The organism is Streptomyces justiciae, assembly GCF_015163075.1.
Taxonomy (GTDB): Bacteria; Actinomycetota; Actinomycetes; order Streptomycetales; family Streptomycetaceae; genus Streptomyces; species Streptomyces justiciae.
Genome location: NZ_JADDXU010000008.1, coordinates 342,041 through 363,292, shown reverse-complemented (window position 1 = coordinate 363,292; position 21,252 = coordinate 342,041). Strand labels below are relative to the sequence as shown.

The window sequence follows — 21,252 nt, the reverse complement described above, 5'->3', positions numbered from 1 at the left end:
AGGGCCGAGCGGCAGGGACGGGCATTCGCCACCAGCACGAGGAGAACACCGAGACGGCGGCCGCGTTCGGCGTGGCCATCGTCAAGTTCTACGAGGACAACGGACTGACGGCTGCGCAGCCGGCCCTCGTACGGCCGGCGTTCATGGAGATGGTCGACGCCCTCCACTGCCGAAGGACGACCGAGGGTTTTCCCGTCCAGGCCCTCATCGCCACGGAACATGAACGCGTGTGGCGGCTGGCTTCGGGTCCACCAGGCCGTCACGGTCACCGAAGAGGAGCTGTTCATCGAGCGGCGAAGCGTTTTCGATCTCGGGTCGCTTCGCAGCGCCGAAGCTGCCGTCACCAGCGACGGCGAAGTACGGAGGACGAAGGAGCGCATCGAGCGCCATGTCCGGCGCCGGGCGATCGACGGCGGGACACCAGGAGGACGCAGGCGCTTCGGCTGGCTGCCGCCCGACCCCCGCTCCGGGCTGAAGATCAATATGCGCAGAGACCCCGAAGAATGGCCCGTACTCCCAGAGATGATCGACTCCGCACTGCGCGGCACGAGTTGGAACGCCATCGCGCGGCAACTGAACACCCGGGGAGTCCCGACCGCCTCGGGAAACCGGTGGAGCGGAGCGACCGTACGCCAAGCCCTCGTCAACCCTGTGATGTGTGGTTACCGGGCCATCCACGGCGAGCTCGTTCATGACCCCGTCACCGGCGCACCGGTCGTCGGCCAGTGGGACGCGCCCGCGACCGTCGAGGAGTGGGAGGCGCTCGTACGACTCTCCCGGGGGCGGGGCTCGAAGAGAGGCACCCGTCTGACGAACGGCAGCCCGTCCGCGGGAGTCGAGCCCCGGAGCCTCCGCAAGTATCTGTTCAGTGGGTACCTGCGCTGCGGTGCTTCCCGAGAGGACGGCCTTGTGTGCGGTTCCAAGATGGGCGGTTGCGCCCGGCCGACCGCGACGAACCCCGGCAACGCCGTCTATGTGTGCACCGCTCTGGACTGCGGAGGCACGGCGCGCAGCGTTCGTGACGTCGATCGCCACCTTCAGGAAGTCGTGCTCGCCCTGCTCGACGAGCGGCGCCCCTTCGTCGACGAGAAGCAGTCGGAATGGGCCGGGACCCCGCTGCTCCAGGCCCTGATCAACAGGCGTGATTCTCTTGGGCCGGAGCAGAGATCCGACCTGGAGGCCCGGATCTCCGGGCTGGAGGCCGCCCGGGAGAGGCACCGCCGTGGCCGACAGGACGCGTTGGCCGGCTGGGACACGTCACGCTGGCCCGCGATGAGTCTCGAGGAGCGGCGGGCGGCAGTCGGCACCGTCCTGCGGTCGGTGACCGTCCTGCCGCTTCCGCCCGGTCGGTCACGCCGCGCCCCGTTCGACCCCACGCTCTTGCGGATCACTGGCGCGACGTGACCGGGGAAGCGCGGCCGGGGGTGCCGTCGTCGAAGACGGCACCCCGTACGCCCTACTGCACCGTGCGGGCCATGTACGCCAGCAGGTCCTGACGCGTCACGACGCCGGTCGGCTTGCCCTCGACCAGCACGATCGCGGCGTCCGCGCGGCCGAGGACCGCCATGAGGTCTTCGATCGGCTCACCGGACCCCACCTGCGGCAGAGGCGACGACATGTGCTTCTCCAACGGGTCGGTGAGAGTGGCCCGCTGGGTGAACAGCGCGTCCAGCAGATCCCGTTCGACGACGGAACCGACCACCTCGGCCGCCATGACGTCGGGGTGCCCGGCGCCCGGCTTCACCACCGGCATCTGGGAGACGCCGTACTCGTGCAGCACCTCGATGGCCTGGCCGACCGTCTCCTCCGGGTGCATGTGGACGAGGCTGGGAATGGCGCCCGCCTTGTGCTTCAGCACGTCCCCGACGCTCGCGGCCGGTTGCGACTCCTCGAGGAAGCCGTAGGAAGCCAGCCACTCGTCATTGAAGATCTTCGAGAGGTAGCCGCGGCCGCTGTCCGGGAGGAGGACTACGACCACGTCGTCCGGGCCCAGGCGTTCCGCGACGCGCAGGGCCGCGACGACCGCCATGCCGCAGGAGCCGCCGACCAGGAGGCCTTCCTCCTTGGCGAGGCGGCGGGTCATCTGGAAGGAGTCCTTGTCGGAGACGGCGACGATCTCGTCGGCGACGGTCCGGTCGTAGGCGGTGGGCCAGAAGTCCTCGCCGACGCCCTCGACGAGGTAGGGGCGGCCGGAGCCGCCGGAGTAGACCGAGCCCTCCGGGTCGGCGCCGACGACCTTGACCTTGCCGTCGCTGGCGTCCTTCAGATAGCGGCCGGTGCCGGAGATGGTGCCGCCGGTGCCGACGCCCGCCACGAAGTGGGTGATCTTCCCCTCCGTCTGCTCCCACAGCTCGGGGCCGGTGGAGTGGTAGTGGGAGAGCGGGTTGTTGGGGTTGGAGTACTGGTCGGGCTTCCACGCGCCCGGGGTCTCACGGACGAGGCGGTCGGAGACGTTGTAGTACGAGTCCGGGTGCTCGGGGTCGACGGCGGTCGGGCAGACGACCACCTCGGCGCCGTACGCGCGAAGGACGTTGATCTTGTCCGTCGACACCTTGTCGGGGCACACGAAGATGCACTTGTACCCCTTCTGCTGGGCCACGATGGCCAGCCCGACGCCGGTGTTGCCGCTGGTCGGCTCGACGATCGTGCCCCCGGGCTTGAGCGCGCCGCTCTCCTCCGCCGCCTCGATCATGCGCAGGGCGATGCGGTCCTTCACGGACCCGCCGGGGTTGAAGTACTCCACCTTGGCCAGGACGGTCGCCTGGATGCCCTGGGTGACGTTGTTGAGCCTCACCAGCGGGGTGTTGCCGACGAGACTGATCATCGAGTCGTGGAATTGCACCGTTGTCTCCGGATGCTGCAAAAGATGTGGTCGTAGTGGTTCAGCCAGCCTACGGCCCCTTGGCGGTTGTTCACTCCTCGTTGCGATTGGGCGACGGTCCGTACGGGGCAAGGAGTGGATGTACGGCAACGAGGAGGTGGCGGCGACGCATGACGAGCATGTCGAGGGCGAGGGTGGCCCGGCGGATCGCGGCAGGCGCGGCGTACGGCGGCGGCGGGATCGGACTGGTCGGCGCGGCGGCCGTGGGCCTGCTGCTGGCCGAGGTGCAGCTGGCCAAACGGCAGGTGGGCAACGGCAACGGTTCGTCGCCGCATGTGCCGAACGCGCAGGGTCTGTACGGCCTCTCCTATTCCGTCCCCGGTGAACCGCCCCTCAGGCTGACCATGCTGGGCGACTCCACGGCCGCGGGCCAGGGCGTGCACCGCTCGGGGCAGACGCCGGGCGCGCTGCTGGCGTCGGGGCTGGCGGCGGTCGCCGAACGGCCGGTGGACCTGCGCAACGTGGCGCTGCCGGGCGCCCGCTCGGACGACCTGGACCGCCAGGTGGCGCTGGTCCTCGCGGACACCGGTCGGCTGCCCGACGTCTGCGTGATCATGATCGGCGCGAACGACGTCACCCATCGCATGCCGCCGACCCGTTCCGTACGTCATCTGTCGACAGCCGTACGGCGGCTGCGCACGGCCGGTGCGGAGGTGGTCGTCGGTACCTGTCCCGACCTCGGCACCGTCGAGCAGGTGCAGCAGCCCCTGCGCTGGCTGGCCCGGCGGGCCTCCCGTCAGCTGGCGGCCGCCCAGACGATCGGCGTCGTCGAACAGGGTGGCCGCACCGTGTCCCTGGGTGACCTGCTGGGCCCCGAGTTCGCGGCGAACCCGCGCGAGCTGTTCGGGCCGGACAACTACCACCCGTCGGCGGAGGGCTACGCGACCGCGGCCATGGCGGTGCTGCCGACGGTGTGCGCGGCCCTCGGGTTGTGGCCGGCGGAGGAGGAGCGGCCGGACGTCAGCCGCCGCGAGGGCTTCCTGCCAGTGGCCCGGGCTGCGGCGGAGGCTGTGGCGGAGCCGGGTACAGAGGTCACGGCAGCGATGCCGACGGGGCCGAAGGGGCCGTGGGCGCTGCTGAAGAGGCGGAGGCGGCGGAGGGTGCCCGAGCCGGAGCGGGCGCCGGTCACTCCGTCGCCGTGAGGAGCCCATTGAAAAAGCAAGCGCTTAGAAAACTGCGGTCAGGGTCACACCCCCACCCCCGTGACCTCGCCCATACGTACGGGTAACTTCCCAACCAGCCCTGCCCGGTAGAACCCGTAACGCCAATGGAGCCGTGATGCCCGAAGCAGTGATCGTCTCGACCGCCCGCTCCCCGATCGGCCGCGCCTTCAAGGGCTCTCTCAAGGACCTGCGCCCGGACGACCTCACCGCCACGATCATCCAGGCCGCCCTGGCGAAGGTCCCCGAGCTGGACCCGAGGGACATCGACGACCTGATGCTCGGCTGTGGTCTGCCCGGCGGCGAGCAGGGCAACAACCTCGGCCGCATCGTCGCCGTGCAGATGGGCATGGACCACCTGCCGGGCTGCACCATCACCCGGTACTGCTCCTCCTCGCTCCAGACCTCCCGCATGGCCCTGCACGCCATCAAGGCCGGCGAGGGCGACGTCTTCATCTCGGCCGGTGTCGAGATGGTCTCCCGCTTCACCAAGGGCAACTCCGACAGCCTCCCGGACACGCACAACCCGCTGTTCGCGGAGGCCGAGGCCCGTACCGCCGAGGTCGCCGCGCAGGAGGGCACCACGTGGCACGACCCGCGTGAGGACGGCCTGGTCCCCGACGCCTACATCGCGATGGGCCAGACCGCCGAGAACCTCGCCCGCTGGAAGGGCGTCACCCGCCAGGACATGGACGAGTTCGGCGTCCGCTCGCAGAACCTCGCCGAGGAAGCCATCAAGAACGGCTTCTGGGAGCGGGAGATCACCCCGGTGACGCTGCCCGACGGCTCGGTGGTCAGCAAGGACGACGGCCCGCGCGCCGGCGTCACCCTGGAGGCCGTCGGCGGCCTCAAGCCGGTCTTCCGCCCCGACGGTCTCGTGACCGCCGGCAACTGCTGCCCACTGAACGACGGTGCCGCCGCGGTCGTCATCATGAGCGACACCAAGGCCCGCGAGCTGGGCCTCACCCCGCTCGCCCGCATCGTGTCCACCGGCGTCTCCGGCCTCTCCCCCGAGATCATGGGCCTCGGCCCGGTGGAGGCGTCCCAGCAGGCCCTGCGCCGCGCCGGTCTGACCATCGACGACATCGACCTGGTCGAGATCAACGAGGCGTTCGCCGCGCAGGTGATCCCCTCCGCCCGCGACCTGAACATCCCGCTGGAGAAGCTGAACGTGAACGGCGGCGCCATCGCCGTCGGCCACCCCTTCGGCATGACCGGCGCCCGCATCACCGGCACGCTGATCAACTCCCTGCAGTTCCACGACAAGCAGTTCGGCCTGGAGACGATGTGCGTCGGCGGCGGCCAGGGCATGGCCATGGTCATCGAGCGCCTCAGCTAGCCGAGTTGGCGGCTCTTTCGGCGCAACGCCGAAAGTAGTCGTCCGCACACCCGCCGTGAGGTCATGGCCCAGAACCCTTGAACCACCAGGGTTCTGGGCCGTTTTGTGATCCAATCTCCGTCAGGATGTGACCTATCTCCCTTCACGCAGGGATTTACGCAGGTCAGAACCGTTCTCACACTAAACCCCGGGCCCAAAGTCCTGTCCGTTTCGTGACGTTACGCACTGACAGCGGGATAGTCCGCCCTTCAAGCTGATGTAGGAAGTCGGGGGTCGACTTTGAACCGGGAGTACGTCAGTGAGCGCCATGCCGATCGCCTTGCTGGTCACCACGGCCGCCACGGGCGCCGTGGGCGTCGCCGTCCTGCGCACCCTCTTGCAGCTGCGCCGACAGGTGGCGGCCCTGCACACCCAGCTCGCCGAGACGAACGCGGCGGCCGCCGCGCGCGGTCTCGTGCCCGCCGCCCGGCTCGCCGGTGAGGCCGATGAGATACGAGCCGCGGTGGCCGAGGCCCTCGCGGAGGAGCGGGAGCGGGAACTCGCCGAGGCGCGCGCCTTCTGGGCCGCGCAGGAGGCCCGGGACGCCGACGCCCCCACCCTCCTCGGACTGACCGACAGCGAGCTGTTCCTGCCCCGCCAGAGCGACTTCGTGGGCCTGGAGCACCTGGAGCCGGTCGCCGAGCCGGCCACGGACGCCGACGAGTTCGCCGCGGACTCGCCCGAACTGGCCGCGGCCCGCCGCCGGCACCCCTCCCACCCGGACTTCGTACCGGTCCAGTCACCGGTCGTGAACGACCATGAGCGCACGGTGGCCACGCTGGAGGAACTCGCCGCGTCGCAGACGGAGCTGGCCGACGTCCGCCCGGGCCCGCTGGGCACGCTCGACGTCTATGTCTTCGCCGACGGCACCACGCTGTGCATGACCCCGGGCCACAAAGAGACGGCGGAACGTCTCTCCGCGGCCCTGACGGCCGGCGAGACGCCGATACTGCTGGGCGGTTCGGGAGTCTCGGGCGCGTACACGCTGACGTTCGCGTGCGGCGAGGAGAACGTCTACATCCTGGCGGACCGGGTCATAGCGAGCCTGTAGGGCCTTTACGGCCGTAGGGCCTGTAGGTCAGACCCCGGCCCTCTTCTGCGCCTCCTCCACCAGCCGCACCGCTTCCTCGATCTGGCCCTCGTCCGTGAGGACGAGGGCCAAGTCGTGCACGGCGACGGTGATTTGGTCCGCGGCGGCGAACATCCCCGCGTCCGGCATCTCCCGCGGCTCCCCGGAGGGGTCCTCCAGAACCTGCGCCCGGCGCGCCAACTCCCTGGCCAGACCCAGTGCCTCGGCCGCGGCGCCCCTTTGCAGCCGGCTCTGCGGAGCGGCCCGCAAACGGTCGGCGAAGTGATCCACAGCCTGCGTCAGACGCGTCGTATCAGCCACGGCGCAACCGTACGCGCCGCACCGGGACTGTTGCCAACACGCGAACGCTCAGGCACGGTGACCTGAAGGACCGGCTTACATCCCCTTTGCGTCCGGAGGCGCCGATGTCCCACGTCCTCTCCGAGGAGACCCACCGCAACATGCTCGCCCGCATCCCCCACTGCACCGGTCGTGAAGTGTCCGACTGGATCCGCACCGTCGAAGAAGGCCCGGCCCTCTTCCGCTTCGAGGAAAAGGTCAGCTGGCTCCGCCACGAACACAACCTCGCGTACGGCCACGCGAAGGCGATCATCCACGAGTACGACCTGAGGAGGGCCGCGCGCAAGTTGCTCTAGCGGCGCGCACGACGACACGCCGAAGGGCCCCCGGGACGGATGCCCAGGGGCCCTTCGCTACGAGTCCGTACGACCGTCGGTGACTAGTCGTTGTTGAGGATCGAGATGAGCCTCAGGAACTCCATGTAGATCCAGACCAGCGTCATCGTCAGACCGAACGCCGCCAGCCAGGCCTCCTCCTTCGGCGCGCCGTAGGCGATGCCGTCCTCGACCTGCTTGAAGTCGAGGGCCAGGAAGCAGGCGCCGAGCAGGACGCCGATGATGCCGAAGGCGATGCCGAGGCCGCCGCTGCGGAAGCCGAGGCCGTCACCGCCGCCGAAGACAGCGAACAGCAGGTTCACGGCCATCAGCAGGATGAAGCCGAGCGCGGCCGCCATCACGAAGCCGTAGAAGCGGCGGTTGACGCGGATCCAGCCCGCCTTGTAGGCCACCAGGACGGCGGCGAACACGGCAAGCGTTCCGATCACGGCCTGCATGGCCGCACCGCTCGCGATGCGGTTGTCGACGACGCTGGAGACGACGCCGAGGAAGACGCCCTCGAACGCGGCGTACGACACGATCAGCGCGGGCGAGGCCTTGCGCTTGAAGGACTGGACGAGCGCCAGAACCATGCCGATCAGGCCGGCGCCGACGGCGATGCCGTAGGACCGGCTGATGTTCGCGTCGTCGACCGGCAGCGCCGCCCAGGCGACCGCGGCCGTGACGATGAGAATGCCGAGGGTCGTACCGGTGCGCATGACGACGTCGTCCATCGTCATCCGGCCGGTGGTGACCGGGGCCTGCGGCGGCGCGCCGTACTGCAGGTCCTGCTGGGCGTAGGGGTTCTGCGCGTACGGGTTCTGCGCGTACGGGTTGCCGGCCTGCGGCTGGGCGTAGGGGTTGCCCTGCGTACCCACGGCTGCGCCCCCGGCCTGCGGCTGGGCGTTGAAGCCCGCGTAGCCGTTGTCGCGGCTGAACCCCCGTCGCGAGAAGACCGGGTTGCTGCTCCTCATTTCACTCCTCCATGGCCACTACGTGTGGGCCTTGGCGTCAAGAGTAATAGGTAGGCAAAGGAATGACCCTAGTGCTTGGGGAGGATCTTTCCCTCGTCGTGCTGCGCAACACGCTACGCGGCCCGGTGATTCCCAACCACGACCGGGGCAGGTTCATGACCATTCCGGTACATCAGGTCAGCTGAAGGGGAACCCGGTGTAGCCCTCGGCGAGGTCGGTCTCGGCGGCCTCGGACGTGGCGATCCGTTCCAGCCGCGCGACCTGGAGCCGGTCCTCGAAGGGAGTGGCGTCGGGCGCCCGGTGCAGGAGGGTCGTCATGTCGTACGAGAACCGCTCGGCCTGCCACACCCGCCGCAGACAGGTCTCGGAGTAGGCGTCGAGGAGCTCGGCGGACCCCGTGTCCCGCTGGTGGGTGAGCGCCCGCGCGAAGGTGACGACGTCGCCGACGGCGAGGTTCAGCCCCTTCGCCCCGGTGGGCGGCACGATGTGGGCGGCGTCCCCGGCGAGGAAGAGCCGTCCGTGCCGCATGGGCTCGTGGACGTAGGACCGCATGGGCGTGACGGACTTCTGGGTGATCGGTCCGCGCTCCAGCGCCCACCCGTCCTCGGTCTCGAACCGCCGCTCCAGCTCGTCCCAGATCTCCTCGTCGCCCCAGCTCTCGGCGTCCGTGCCCTCGGGAACCTGGAGATAGAGCCGGGACACCGACGGCGAGCGCATGGAGAGCAGGGCGAAGCCGCGGTCGTGGCGGGCGTAGACGAGCTCGTCGTGCGAGGGCGGGACGTCGGCGAGGATGCCGAGCCAGCCGAAGGGGTACGTCCGCTCGAAGACGCGGACGAGTTCCTCGGGGACCGCCTTGCGGGCGACGCCCCAGAACCCATCGCAGCCGACGACGTACTCACACTCGAGCACGTCCTCACGCCCCTCGTGCCGGAACCGTACGGTGGGGCTGTCGCTGTCGGCGCCCTCGACGGCCAGCGCCTCCGCCTCGAACAGCAGCGGGCCGCCCTCCTTCAGCTGGAGGGCGATGAGGTCCTTGCAGACCTCGGTCTGCGCGTACACCATCACGGACCGGCCGCCGGTGAGGGCGGGGAAGTCGACGCGGTGCCGCTTGCGCTCGTACCGCAGCTCGATCCCGTCGTGCCGCAGCCCCTCGCGGTCCATGCGCTCGCCGGCCCCGGCCGCGCGCAGCACGTCGACGGTCCCCTGCTCCAGGATTCCGGCGCGCTGGCGCTGCTCGACGTAGGCACGGTCGCGGGCCTCCAGGACGACCGAGTCGATGCCCGCGTTGTGGAGCAGCCGGGCGAGGAGGAGGCCGGCGGGGCCGGCTCCGATGATGCCGACGGTGGTGCGCATCGACGAACCTCTCTGTTCGTGTGGCTCTTGTTCGTGCAGGCTGTTCGTGTAGTGAAATTTACTTCACCAATGCCTGCCGCCGAGTCTGCGACGGCCCGCGGCCGCTGTCAACGGTCGATGCGGGGCTGGGTCAGGCCGAGCGGGAGGCCGTGTTCGGGAACGCTTCACGCGGCCACGCTGTCGCGATGTGTTGAAAGAAGGGCCCCAGCGGAAGCGGCGTCTGCCTACGGGAACGAAAAAGGTCGGAGGTGCCCGGAACCGGACTTGAACCGGTACGCCCGCGAGGGGCAGCGAGGTTTAAGCTCGCCGTGTCTGCATTCCACCATCCGGGCAGGCCATGGGCTCCGCGTCGAGGTCCCGAGCCTATCGGGGCGCGTCCCCCGAACAGCGGACGGGCGGACCGATGTTGTCTTATTTTATTGACGTCTGAGGGTGCATCAGCCCGTGGAACGAGCCATCCGCACTTGCCAATAGCCTTACGTGCGAGGCCCGGCCGCGCATGCGGAATGACGGAATTTCACCGCCTCAACCAGGGGGCTCCACCTGTTCTCGACGCGGCCGTCGCTCAGGGGCGTCCGTCATCCCCAGGTATGACACGGCCGCCTCCGGTCAGCCTCGAGTCGCCCTCCGGAACCGGAACAGCGGGTGACTACACGGCGGTGAGGCGACGCGACGATGGTTCACGGCCTGAAAACGGCCGCAGGAACGCCAGACCGCCGTCGTCGTCCGTCAAGGAGCACCCACCCGTGACCACCACTCCCATCGCCGACCGGACCACCTCCGTGGCCGCGCGCGCCACGGATCTGTCGAAGATCTACGGACAGGGCGAGACCCAGGTGGTCGCGCTCGACCGGGTCTCCGTCGAGTTCCGGCAGGCCGAGTTCACCGCGATCATGGGCCCGTCGGGGTCCGGCAAGTCGACGCTGATGCACTGTGTGGCAGGGCTGGACACGTTCTCGTCCGGCTCCGTGCGCATCGGCGACACCGAGCTGGGCTCGCTGAAGGACAAGCAGCTCACCAAGCTGCGCCGGGACAAGATCGGCTTCATCTTCCAGGCGTTCAACCTGCTGCCGACGCTGACCGCGCTGGAGAACATCACGCTGCCGATGGACATCGCGGGCCGCAAGCCCGACAAGCAGTGGCTGGAATCCGTCATCCAGATGGTCGGCCTCAAGGACCGCCTCTCGCACCGGCCCTCCCAGCTCTCCGGCGGCCAGCAGCAGCGCGTCGCCGTCGCCCGCGCCCTGGCCTCCCGCCCCGACATCATCTTCGGCGACGAGCCGACCGGGAACCTCGACTCCCGCTCCGGCGCCGAGGTGCTGGGCTTTCTCCGCAACTCCGTACGGGAGTTGGGGCAGACGGTGGTCATGGTGACCCACGACCCGGTGGCCGCCGCGTACGCCGACCGCGTCGTCTTCCTCGCCGACGGGCGGATCGTCGACGAGATGTACCGGCCCACCGCCGACAACGTGCTCGACTTCATGAAGCAGTTCGACGCGAAGGGCCGTACCTCCTGATGTTCCGCACCGCCCTGCGCAACGTCCTCGCGCACAAGGCCCGGCTCCTCATGACCGTCCTCGCCGTGATGCTCGGCGTGGCCTTCGTGTCGGGGACGCTGGTCTTCACCAACACCATCTCCAACGCCTACCAGAACAGCTCCGCCAAGGGCTTCGACCAGGTCGACGTGGCGGTCCAGCCCGACTACCAGGAGAGCAAGGGCAACAAGGTCGGCAAGACCCCCGAGCTCACCCAGGCGCTCCTCGACAGGAGCGCGAGGACCCCGGGTGCCGCCTCCGCCATCGGCGTCGTCAGCGGCTTCACCGCCATGGCCGACAAGGACGGCGACCTCATCGGCGGCGGCTTCCAGTCGCAGGGCGGGAACTACTGGGGCGCCAAGGACCCCCGGTACCCGCTCGCCGAGGGCGCGGCCCCGCGCGGCGCCGACCAGGTCGCCATCGACTCCGAGACCGCGAAGCGCGCCGGGTACGAGGTCGGCGACAAGGTCCGCCTCTCGATCGACGGCCCGGTCCTCTCCCCCACCGTCACCGGCATCTTCACCACCGACGACGGCAATGTCGCGGCCGGCGGCAGCCTCGCCCTGTTCGACACGGCGACCGCGCAGAAGCTGTTCGGCAAGACGGGCACGTACGACGAGATCGACGTGAAGGCCGCCCCCGGCACCTCCCAGACCGCGCTGAAGGCCGCGCTCGACAAGACCCTGCCGGCGAAGCTCGTCGAGACCACGACCGGCAAGGAACTCGCCGACGACCAGGCCGAGTTGATCTCCTCCCAGATGGGCAGCTTCCGTCAGATGCTGCTGGTCTTCGCGGGCATCGCGCTGTTCGTGGGGACGTTCATCATCGCCAACACCTTCACCATGCTGGTCGCCCAGCGCACCAAGGAGCTGGCGCTGCTGCGGGCCGTCGGCGCGTCCCGGCGTCAGGTCACCCGCTCGGTGCTGATCGAGGCGTTCGTCGTCGGCACGGTCGCCGGGGTGACCGGCCTGGTCGCGGGCATCGGCATCGGCGCCGGGATGCGGTCGCTGATGGGCACGCTCGGCGCGACCGTCCCGGACGGGCCGCTGGTCGTCTCCGGCGGCACGGTCGCCACCGCCCTCGCGGTCGGCGTCCTCATCACCATGCTGGCGGCGTGGCTGCCGGGCCGCCGGGCCGCGAAGATCCCGCCGGTCGCGGCGATGAGCAGCGTGCACGCGCAGGCCACCACGAAGTCGCTGGTGCTGCGCAACACCCTCGGCGCGCTGTTCTCCGGCGCGGGTGTCGCGGTCGTCCTCGCGGCGACGACGATGAACGGCTCCGACGGCCAGGCCCCCATGGGCATCGGCGCGGTCCTGCTCATCATCGGCGTCTTCATCCTGACCCCGCTGCTGTCCCGCCCCCTGATCGCGGCCGCCGCCCCGGTGCTGCGCGTGTTCGGCACGGCGGGCAAGCTCGCCCGGCAGAACTCGGTCCGCAACCCCCGTCGTACGGCCGCCACCGCGTCCGCGCTGATGATCGGCCTGACGCTGATCACCGGCATGACGGTGATGGCGGGCAGCCTGCAGAAGTCCATCGACAAGATGGCGTCGTCGGCGATCCGCGCGGACTACATCGTGTCGATGGCGAACGGCAACGAACTGTCCCCGGACGTCGACAACAAGCTCAACGCCACGGACGGGGTCACCACCACCAGCCCGCTGCGCAACGCCCCCTCGCGCATCGACGGCGAGACCGAGTACCTGACCGGCGTGAACGGCTCGTCGATCGGCAAGCTGACCGACCTGAAGGTCGACAGCGGCTCCTTCAAGGTGGGCGGCGGTCAGGTGGTCGTCGACAGCGACACCGCCAAGTCCCGCGGCTGGACGGCCGGTTCGACGTTCACCGCGCACTACGAGGACGGCAAGGCGCAGAAGCTCACCGTCTCCGCGGTCTACGAGGGCAACGAGCTGATCCGGGGCATCATGGTCGACAACAAGGCCCTCACCCCGCATCTGACCGACCCGGCCGACATGCAGGTCCTGGTGAAGACGGCCGACGGCGCCTCCGACGCCACGAAGGACCGGCTGGAGAAGGCCCTCGGCACCAACCCGGCCATCAAGGTGCAGAGCAAGCAGGACCTGTCCGACGACATCGCGAAGATGTTCACGCTGATCCTGAACATGGTCTACGGCCTGCTCGCCATGGCGGTGCTCGTCGCGGTCCTCGGCGTCATCAACACCCTGGCCATGTCGGTCTTCGAACGCTCCCAGGAGATCGGCATGCTCCGCGCGATCGGCCTGGACCGCAAGGGCGTCAAGCGGATGGTCCGCCTGGAGTCCCTGGTGATCTCCCTGTTCGGCGGTGTCCTCGGCATCGGCCTGGGCGTGTTCTTCGGCTGGGCGGCCGGTGAGCTGCTGGGCACGAAGATGGCGACGTACGAACTCGTCCTGCCCTGGGGGCGGATGGCGCTCTTCCTGCTGGGCGCGGCGGTCGTCGGTGTCCTGGCGGCCCTGTGGCCGGCCCGGCGCGCGGCGAAGCTGAACATGCTGTCGGCCATCAAGGCCGAGTAGCGGCCGTACGGCAGTTGGGGCCCGTCACGTACAAGTGGCGGGCCCCTTCCGTCGGTTCAGTTCCAGGTGCGGGCGCGCAGCGGCATTCCGGAGTCCCCGGAGTCCAGGGCACGGACGGCCAGGACCTGGTTGACGCCGATGCTGTTGCGTTCGAAGGCGAGTGCGCAGGCGGCCATGTAGAGCCGCCATACACGGGCCCGGCCGGGTCCGGCGAGCCGGGCGGCACGGGCCCAGTCGGCCTCCAGGCGGGCCACCCAGCGGCGCAGGGTGAGGCCGTAGTGCTCGCGGATCGACTCGACGTCACGCACCTCGAACCCGGCGCGTTCCAGCTGGGTGACGGTGGTGCCGAGGGGGGCGAGCTCGCCGTCGGGGAAGACGTAGGCATCGATGAACTCGTCGACGTGGTACGTCGATTCGTCGCGCTGCGGGCGGCGGGCGATCTGGTGGTTGAGGAGCCGTCCGCCGGGCCTGAGGAGGGCGTACAGGTCCTCGGCGTACTCCAGGTAGCGTTCGGCGCCGACGTGTTCGGCCATGCCGATGGAGGAGATCGCGTCGTAGGGCCCGTCGCCGACGTCCCGGTAGTCCTGGACGCGGATCTCGATCCGGTCGGTCAGGCCCTCGTCGGCGACGCGCTTGCGGGCGTAGGCGGCCTGCTCCTGGGAGAGGGTGATGCCGACGACCCGCACGCCGTGCTCGCGGGCGGCGTGGATCGCCATGGAGCCCCAGCCGCAGCCGACGTCGAGGAGCCGCTGACCGGGGGTCAGGGCGAGCTTCGCGCAGACGAGTTCGAGCTTGTCGCGCTGGGCGTCCTCCAGCGTGCTCCCGGGGCTCTCCCAGTAGGCGCACGAGTAGACCATCGACGGGCCGAGGACGATCTCGTAGAAGTCGTTGCCGACGTCGTAGTGGTGGCTGACGGCGCGTCTGTCGGTGCGCTTGGTGTGAAGGTGGCCGCGGTGCCGGCGGACCTCCTCGGGCGGCGGGGCGGGCGGCAGCGGCAGCCCGGAGAGCCGGACGAGGCCACGCAGGGCGGCGCGCACCTCGGGGTCGCGGAGCAGCGCGGCCCGGCTCCTGGCGCCCTCGCCGCGCTCCCAGACGAGGCCGGAGATCAGGTCGAGTGCGGCGTAGAGGTCGCCGTCGATGTCGAGGTCCCCCGCGACCCAGGCGCGGGCGAGACCGAGTTCGCCGGGCTTGAACAACAGCCGCCGCACCGCCCGGCGGTTGCGCAGCACCAGCGCCGGGGCGCCCGGCGGTCCCGCCTGCGAGCCGTCCCACGCCCGCACGCGGACCGGGAGCGGGGCTCCCAGCAGTAGTTCGAAGAGGTTCTTCAGCCGCGACGCGGCGTCGGCCATGGCGCACACCTCCGTGACGAGGATCCCGGAATTGTCCACCTACGTAAACAGTGACAAGGGGTGACGCAATCCCGGGACACGCCGAAGGGCCTCCCGCACCACGGATGGCGGGAGGCCCTTCGGTTCGATCAGTGACCGGAGTCGGTCAGGAGGCCTTGGCCTTCTCCTGCGTCTTCTCCGGCTGCGCGGCGGCGGGCGCCGGCGCGGGCTTGGCGGCCTCGTAGAACTCCTCGCGCGGAGTCTCCAGGGCGCCGAGGGCGACGACCTCGCGCTTGAGGAACATCGCGAGCGTCCAGTCGGCGAAGACGCGGATCTTGCGGTTCCACGTCGGCATCGCCAGACCGTGGTAGCCACGGTGCATGTACCAGGCGAGACGGCCCTTGAGCTTGATCTTCATCTTGCCCATGACGATCATCGCCACGCCCTTGTGGAGGCCGAGACCGGCCACCGCGCCCTTGTTGGAGTGCGCGTACTCCTTCTGCGGGAAGCCCCGCATGCCGGAGACCACGTTGTCGCCGAGGACCTTGGCCTGACGCAGCGCGTGCTGGGCGTTCGGCGGGCACCAGGCGTTCTCCACCCCGGCCTTGCGGGCGGCGACGTCCGGGACCTGGGCGTTGTCGCCGGCGGCCCAGATGTAGTCGGTGCCCTGCACCTGGAGGGTGGGCTGGGTGTCGACGTGACCGCGCGGGCCGAGCGGGAGGCCGTAGCGGGAGAGGACCGGGTTGGGCTTGACGCCGGCGGTCCAGACGATCGTGTTGGAGTCGACCTCGAGCCCGTTCTTCAGCACGACGTGGCCGTCGACGCAGGAGTCCATCGAGGTGGAGAGGTAGATCTCCACGCCGCGGCTCTCCAGGTGCTCCTTGCCGTAGGTGCCCAGCTTCGGGCCGACCTCGGGAAGGATCTTGTCGGCGGCGTCGACGAGGATGAACCGCATGTCCTCGCGGGAGACCGTCTTGTAGTACTTGGCCGCGTCGCGGGCCATGTCCTCGACCTCACCGATGGTCTCCGCGCCGGCGAACCCGCCGCCGACGAAGACGAAGGTGAGCGCCTTGCGGCGGATCTCCTCGTCGGTGGTGGAGTCGGCCTTGTCCAGCTGCTCCAGGACGTGGTTGCGCAGGCCGATGGCCTCCTCGACGCCCTTCATGCCGATGCCCTGCTCGGCGAGGCCGGGGATCGGGAAGGTGCGGGAGACCGCGCCGAGCGCGATCACCAGGTAGTCGAAGGGCAGCTCGTACGCCTCGCCGACCAGCGGGGCGATCGTGGCGACCTTGCGGTCCTGGTCGATGGTGGTGACCCGGCCGGTGAGAACCTCCGCCTTGGGCAGCACGCGTCGCAGCGGGACGACGACGTGGCGCGGGGAGATGCTGCCGGCGGCGGTTTCGGGGAGGAAGGGCTGGTAGGTCATGTACGACCGGGGGTCGACGACCGTGACGGTCGCCTCTCCGTAGCGCATCTTCTTGAGGATGCGCCGAGCTGCGTACAGGCCTACGTACCCACCGCCTACTACGAGGATCCTGGGACGCTCCGTGGTGCTCATGCCATCGAGTATCCACCCGCCCCAGGGGGGTCGCTCGTGCGCCCCTTCACAAGCTCCGGCAGGGGGTGTGTTATCCTCCGCGACTCACGTGATCCAGGTCATGGTGCGGACCTGGAACCGGCGGGTACGGCGGACCGTTGTCAATGCCGCGTGAGCTGCCTCTCTTGGCCTCCGCGACCCCTGTGAGCGGTCCGCAACACCCCCTCACGACCCCTCGCCGGCGGGTTCCCGCCGACCCCCTGTATCACACTTCTGAACACGTTCAATGGCCACTTGGGGCCCCGGAAGGGTCAGTCGGCCCCTTTTCGTGGTTCCACAGGGCGGAATTCCTTGTGAAGAACTTCACGAACTTTCTCGGAGGCGCGCCCCCGAAGGTCGTTTCCGGACCCTCCGGAGGCGCTCATACGTTATCCGACCTGCTCAGCAGAAGGCTACCGATCGGTAACAAAGGAGAGCTACGCCACCGAGAACGCGATGCCGTCGAGGATGTCGTGCTCGCTCACGACGACCTCCTCGGCACCGATCCGCTCCATGATCGACAGCAGTACGAGGGCGCCCGCGGCGATCACGTCCACGCGCCCCGGGTGCATGGAGGGCACGGTCGCCCGCTCGGCGTGCGTGGAGTGCAGCAGCCACTCGGTGATCTCCCGGACCTTCTCGCGGGAGACACGGGAGTGGTGGATGCGCTCCGAGTCGTACTCGGGCAGCGCCTGCGCGATCGCCGACACGGTCGTGACGGACCCGGCGAGCCCCACCAGCGTGCGCGCCTCGCGCAGCGGCACGGTCTCCTCGGCGAGGTCCAGGGCGGCCTCGATGTCCGCCCGCATGGCGGCGATCTGCGCCTCGGTGGGCGGGTCGGAGACGACGCCCTCCCGGACGAGATGCCGCTCGGTCATCCGCACACAGCCGACGTCGACGGAGCGCGCGGCGCGCACGTGCTCGTTCCCGACGACGAACTCGGTCGAGCCGCCGCCGATGTCCACGACGAGATAGGGCGTGGCGAGGTCGTCACGGCCCTTCAGCTCGCTCGTGGCCCCGGTGAAGGAGAACTCCGCCTCCTGGTCGCCGCTGATCACCTCGGGCTCCACGCCGAGGATCTCCAGCACCCCGCGCACGAAGTCGTCCCGGTTCTCGGCGTCCCGCGAGGCGGACGTGGCGACGAACCGCAGTCGCTCCGCGCCGAGCTCCTTGATGATCGCCGCGTACTCGCGGCACGCCGCGAACGTCCGCTCCAGCGCCTCGGGAGCCAGCCGCCCGGTCCGGTCGACACCCTGCCCGAGCCGCACGATCGTCATACGGCGGTCCAGGTCGACGAGTTCACCGGTGGCCGGGTCGCAGTCGGCGACGAGGAGACGGATGGAGTTGGTACCGCAGTCGATGGCGGCGACTCGGGTCACTGCTCGTCCTCCTTCGGCAGGGTCACGCACGCACCCTTGCGCCACCACTCCGGCAGCATCGCGATCGCCTCGTCGCCCAGCGGGTTCACACCCGGCCCGGCGGCCAGCGAGTGGCCCACCAGCACATGCAGGCACTTCACCCGGTCCGGCATGCCACCCGCGCTCGGGAAGCCCTTGAGCTCCTCGATCTCGTCACGCCGCCGGATGTAGTCCTCGTGCGCGGCCCGGTACGCGGCGGCCAGCTCGGGGTCGGTCCGCAGGCGCTCGGTCATCTCCTTCATCACGCCGTTCGCCTCCAGCGTCCCGATCGCGGAGTTCGCCCTCGGGCACGTCAGGTAGTACAGCGTCGGGAAGGGCGTGCCGTCGGGAAGACGGGGGGCCGTCTCCACCACGTCCGGCTGCCCGCACGGGCACCGGTGCGCGATGGCGCGCAGCCCGCGCGGCGGACGCCCGAGCTGCTGCTTGAAGGCCTCGACGTCGGCGTCGGTCGGCTCGGTGCGCGGAGTGGTGGGCGGGGGCGTCTGCATGCCTGTCTTTCTCTGGGTCAGGTACTGCGGTTCAGGTTCACTGGTCGGAGGCGTCGGACTTGTCGACCCCGTCCCAGACGTTCGAGTACCAGGGACGGTCCGCCGCCCCCAGCTCGGCGCGCGACTGCTGGGCCGCGCCCGGGTCGACGACGACGAACCCCGTCTCCCCCGGCATCACATAGTGCAGCCGCTGCCGGATCTGCTGCTCGGCGTACGCGTCGTCCTGCCACCGCGCCTTGAGGTCGCGCAGCTGCTCGACGCGCTGCCTGGCCTGCTCCTGCTGCCGCTGCAGATCGGCGATCTCGGCGCGCTGGGAGACGTACTGCCTTATCGGATAGGCGAGCGCGACGACCAGCGAGCACAGCACCAGCGCGAGCAGCGCCGCGCGACCGGTGAGCCGCGAGCGGCGGGCCTGCCGCTTGGTCTGGGAGCGGTAGACCCGGGCCGCGGTCTGCTCGCCGAGCAGCCGGATCCGGGTCGCGGTGGAGAAACGGTCCCGGTCCTTGACGGCCATCTCTCACTCCCGTTCACACGCGCGTACGTCCCCGCACACGGTACGGGACCGAGTACGGGGACGTACGTACGACGCTGTCCTTGAGTGCTTTAAGGGTGTCAGCCCTTGAAGCGCGGGAAGGCCGAGCGACCGGCGTAGACGGCCGCGTCGTCGAGGATCTCCTCGATGCGCAGCAGCTGGTTGTACTTGGCGACGCGCTCGGAGCGGGCCGGGGCGCCGGTCTTGATCTGGCCGCAGTTGGTGGCGACGGCGAGGTCGGCGATGGTGACGTCCTCGGTCTCGCCGGAGCGGTGGGACATCATGCACTTGAAGCCGCTGCGCTGGGCGAGCTCGACGGCGTCCAGGGTCTCGGTGAGCGAGCCGATCTGGTTCACCTTCACGAGCAGGGCGTTGGCGGTGCCCTCCTCGATGCCACGGGCCAGGCGCTCGGGGTTGGTGACGAACAGGTCGTCGCCGACGAGCTGGACCTTGTCACCGAGCTTGTCGGTGATGACCTTCCAGCCGGCCCAGTCGTCCTCGAACAGCGGGTCCTCGATGGAGACGAGCGGGTAGGCCGCGACGAGCTCCTCGTAGTACTCCGTCATCTCGGCGGCGGAGCGCTCCTTGCCCTCGAACTGGTACTTGCCGTCCTTGTAGAACTCGGAGGCGGCGACGTCGAGGGCGAGGGCGACCTGCTCGCCGGGGATGTAACCGGCTTCCTTGATCGCCTCGAGGATGAGGTCCAGGGCGGCGCGGTTGGACTCGAGGTTCGGGGCGAAGCCGCCCTCGTCGCCGAGGCCGGTCGACAGGCCCTTGCTCTTCAGGACCTTCTTGAGGGTGTGGTAGACCTCGGTGCCCCAGCGCAGCGCCTCGGAGAAGGACTCCGCGCCGATCGGGGCGATCATGAACTCCTGGATGTCCACGTTGGAGTCGGCGTGCGAGCCGCCGTTCAGGATGTTCATCATCGGAACGGGCAGCAGGTGCGCGTTCGGGCCGCCCAGGTAACGGAAGAGCGGGAGGTCGCTGGCCTCGGAGGCCGCGTGGGCGACGGCGAGGGAGACGCCGAGGATGGCGTTGGCGCCGAGGGAGCCCTTGTTGTCGGTGGCGTCCAGGTCGAACATCGCCTGGTCGATCAGCCGCTGCTCGGTGGCGTCGTAGCCGACCAGCTCCGGGCCGATCTGCTCGATGACGGCGAGGACGGCCTTCTCGACGCCCTTGCCCAGGTAGCGGTTCGGGTCACCGTCGCGGAGCTCGATGGCCTCGAAGGCGCCCGTGGAGGCGCCGGAGGGGACGGCGGCACGACCCGTGCTGCCGTCGTCGAGGCCGACCTCGACCTCGACCGTGGGGTTGCCTCGGGAGTCCAGGATTTCCCGGGCTACGACGACGTCGATGGACGGCACGAGCATCTCCTTCTTGGGATGTGACGCGGCTACGGCACTGCCGCAGCGACTCTGCGAGACGAGCCTAACCGGCTCCGGGCGATCGGCCACCGCGTGGACCGCCCCGTGGACAGAACCGATCGTAAATTGTTTCCGAACGGAACAAAGACGGTTTCCGAAACCCGGCGGAAATCGGGTACGCGCAAAAAGCCCCGCCCCGGTGCGTACGGGGGAACACGCACCGGAGCGGGGAGCCCGTGGGGACGGGGGGTGACCCTCACGAGGCCTTCAGTATGAGGACCACGGATGTGAGGGCACTGTGGTTCAGCTACGAGCCCCTTGTCACTTCAGGTGGAGCTGCTGACCCGGGTAGATGAGGTCGGCGTCCTCGACGATGTCCTTGTTCAGCTTGTACAGCTTCTCCCAGCCGCCCTTGACGTCGTGCTCGGCGGCGATGGTGCTGAGGGTGTCACCCTTGACGACCTTGTACTCGCCGTCGCCCTTCTTGACCTTCTTGCCGGTCGGGGTGGTGACGGTCTTCTTCGCGGTCGTGCGCTCCGAGGAGCGGGAGGTCGACTGCTCGGAGGAGCGGGTGCTGGTGCTGCTGTCGCTGCTCGAAGAGCTGGAGCCGGAGGAGGACGAGCTGCCGCCGCCGGTGTAGGTGGCGCCGGACAGGCCCACACCGCAGGTCGGCCAGGCGCCCTTGCCCTGGGAGGCGAGGACCTTCTCGGCGATCTCGATCTGCTGCGACTTCGTGGCCTGGTCGGCGGTGGAGGCGTACGCCGTGCCGCCGTACGCGGCCCAGGTCGAGGCCGAGAACTGCAGACCGCCGTAGTAGCCGTTGCCGGTGTTGATGGACCAGTTGCCGCCCGACTCGCACTGGGCGACGGCGTCCCACTCGGAGGCGGTGGCGGCGGAGGCGTTGCCGGCCGCCATCAGCGGGGCGGCGATGGCGACACCGGTGACGCCGGCGAGCGCGGCGGCGCGGGTGGCCTTGGACGGACGACGGTGCTTGCCCTTGCCGGAAAACAGCATG

General features: G+C 69.6%; 18 protein-coding genes and 1 tRNA gene. 7 read left to right on the top strand and 12 right to left on the bottom strand.

Features of this window, described 5'->3' with window-relative positions; genetic code table 11:
- Positions 1-219: 219 nt before the first annotated feature.
- Positions 220-1,404, top strand: coding sequence for a recombinase family protein (locus tag IQ210_RS23965; protein ID WP_194081137.1), 1,185 nt, complete (start codon positions 220-222; stop codon positions 1,402-1,404).
- Between the two features lie 52 nt (positions 1,405-1,456).
- On the opposite strand, the gene IQ210_RS23960 is transcribed toward IQ210_RS23965, so the two are convergent.
- Positions 1,457-2,842 (bottom strand): cystathionine beta-synthase, encoded by a 1,386-nt coding sequence (locus IQ210_RS23960; protein WP_194081136.1) that lies wholly within the window; start codon positions 2,840-2,842, stop codon positions 1,457-1,459.
- Between the two features lie 149 nt (positions 2,843-2,991).
- Between IQ210_RS23960 and IQ210_RS23955 the strand changes: the two genes are divergently transcribed.
- The 3 genes from IQ210_RS23955 to IQ210_RS23945 all read left to right on the top strand — a co-directional run bounded on the left by IQ210_RS23955 (position 2,992) and on the right by IQ210_RS23945 (position 6,470).
- Entirely contained in the window at positions 2,992-4,023 is a 1,032-nt protein-coding gene (locus tag IQ210_RS23955; RefSeq protein ID WP_194081135.1) for an SGNH/GDSL hydrolase family protein, read from the top strand.
- Between the two features lie 136 nt (positions 4,024-4,159).
- Positions 4,160-5,380, top strand: a complete 1,221-nt coding sequence (locus IQ210_RS23950; protein WP_194081134.1) for an acetyl-CoA C-acetyltransferase — start codon at positions 4,160-4,162, stop codon at positions 5,378-5,380.
- 307 nt (positions 5,381-5,687) lie between these two features.
- Positions 5,688-6,470 (top strand): hypothetical protein, encoded by a 783-nt coding sequence (locus IQ210_RS23945; protein WP_194081231.1) that lies wholly within the window; start codon positions 5,688-5,690, stop codon positions 6,468-6,470.
- A 27-nt stretch (positions 6,471-6,497) separates the two neighbouring features.
- Here IQ210_RS23945 and IQ210_RS23940 read toward each other — a convergent pair whose 3' ends face one another.
- Positions 6,498-6,809, bottom strand: coding sequence for a hypothetical protein (locus IQ210_RS23940; RefSeq protein WP_194081133.1), 312 nt, complete (start codon positions 6,807-6,809; stop codon positions 6,498-6,500).
- A gap of 104 nt (positions 6,810-6,913) precedes the next feature.
- Here IQ210_RS23940 and IQ210_RS23935 point away from each other — a divergent pair, with 104 nt between their 5' ends.
- Positions 6,914-7,144 carry a DUF4287 domain-containing protein gene (locus IQ210_RS23935; RefSeq protein WP_194081132.1) on the top strand — a complete coding sequence of 77 codons (231 nt, stop codon included), beginning with the start codon at positions 6,914-6,916 and terminating at the stop codon, positions 7,142-7,144.
- Between the two features lie 83 nt (positions 7,145-7,227).
- On the opposite strand, the gene IQ210_RS23930 is transcribed toward IQ210_RS23935, so the two are convergent.
- The 3 genes from IQ210_RS23930 to IQ210_RS23920 form a co-directional block, all read right to left on the bottom strand.
- A complete protein-coding gene (locus IQ210_RS23930) occupies positions 7,228-8,136 on the bottom strand; it encodes a Bax inhibitor-1/YccA family protein (protein WP_194081131.1) in 909 nt (302 codons plus the stop codon).
- Between the two features lie 177 nt (positions 8,137-8,313).
- Positions 8,314-9,489: a 4-hydroxybenzoate 3-monooxygenase gene (locus tag IQ210_RS23925; protein ID WP_194081130.1), complete on the bottom strand. Its 1,176-nt coding sequence runs from the start codon at positions 9,487-9,489 to the stop codon at positions 8,314-8,316.
- Between the two features lie 249 nt (positions 9,490-9,738).
- Positions 9,739-9,821, bottom strand: a tRNA-Leu gene (locus IQ210_RS23920).
- A gap of 414 nt (positions 9,822-10,235) precedes the next feature.
- Between IQ210_RS23920 and IQ210_RS23915 the strand changes: the two genes are divergently transcribed.
- The gene (locus IQ210_RS23915; RefSeq protein WP_059196153.1) at positions 10,236-11,006 is read left to right on the top strand and encodes an ABC transporter ATP-binding protein; all 771 of its coding nucleotides are present in this window, start codon (positions 10,236-10,238) and stop codon (positions 11,004-11,006) included.
- Entirely contained in the window at positions 11,006-13,534 is a 2,529-nt protein-coding gene (locus IQ210_RS23910) for an ABC transporter permease (RefSeq protein WP_194081129.1), read from the top strand. Before IQ210_RS23915 ends, IQ210_RS23910 begins: the two co-directional genes overlap by 1 nt.
- Before the next feature lie 56 nt (positions 13,535-13,590).
- Here IQ210_RS23910 and IQ210_RS23905 read toward each other — a convergent pair whose 3' ends face one another.
- The 7 genes from IQ210_RS23905 to IQ210_RS23875 form a co-directional block, all read right to left on the bottom strand.
- The gene (locus IQ210_RS23905) at positions 13,591-14,883 is read right to left on the bottom strand and encodes an SAM-dependent methyltransferase (protein ID WP_194081230.1); all 1,293 of its coding nucleotides are present in this window, start codon (positions 14,881-14,883) and stop codon (positions 13,591-13,593) included.
- Between the two features lie 145 nt (positions 14,884-15,028).
- Positions 15,029-16,420 carry an NAD(P)/FAD-dependent oxidoreductase gene (locus IQ210_RS23900; RefSeq protein WP_126272522.1) on the bottom strand — a complete coding sequence of 464 codons (1,392 nt, stop codon included), beginning with the start codon at positions 16,418-16,420 and terminating at the stop codon, positions 15,029-15,031.
- Positions 16,421-16,875: 455 nt separating this feature from the next.
- Positions 16,876-17,817, bottom strand: a complete 942-nt coding sequence (locus IQ210_RS23895; protein ID WP_194081128.1) for a Ppx/GppA phosphatase family protein — start codon at positions 17,815-17,817, stop codon at positions 16,876-16,878.
- Entirely contained in the window at positions 17,814-18,344 is a 531-nt protein-coding gene (locus IQ210_RS23890; protein WP_194081127.1) for a DUF501 domain-containing protein, read from the bottom strand. Before IQ210_RS23890 ends, IQ210_RS23895 begins: the two co-directional genes overlap by 4 nt.
- A 37-nt stretch (positions 18,345-18,381) precedes the next feature.
- Positions 18,382-18,858, bottom strand: a complete 477-nt coding sequence (locus IQ210_RS23885) for an FtsB family cell division protein (RefSeq protein WP_194081126.1) — start codon at positions 18,856-18,858, stop codon at positions 18,382-18,384.
- 98 nt (positions 18,859-18,956) lie between these two features.
- The gene (gene eno / locus IQ210_RS23880) at positions 18,957-20,243 is read right to left on the bottom strand and encodes a phosphopyruvate hydratase (RefSeq protein WP_059196146.1); all 1,287 of its coding nucleotides are present in this window, start codon (positions 20,241-20,243) and stop codon (positions 18,957-18,959) included.
- Between the two features lie 315 nt (positions 20,244-20,558).
- Positions 20,559-21,251 (bottom strand): LysM peptidoglycan-binding domain-containing protein, encoded by a 693-nt coding sequence (locus IQ210_RS23875; RefSeq protein ID WP_194081125.1) that lies wholly within the window; start codon positions 21,249-21,251, stop codon positions 20,559-20,561.
- Position 21,252: the final 1 nt, after the last annotated feature.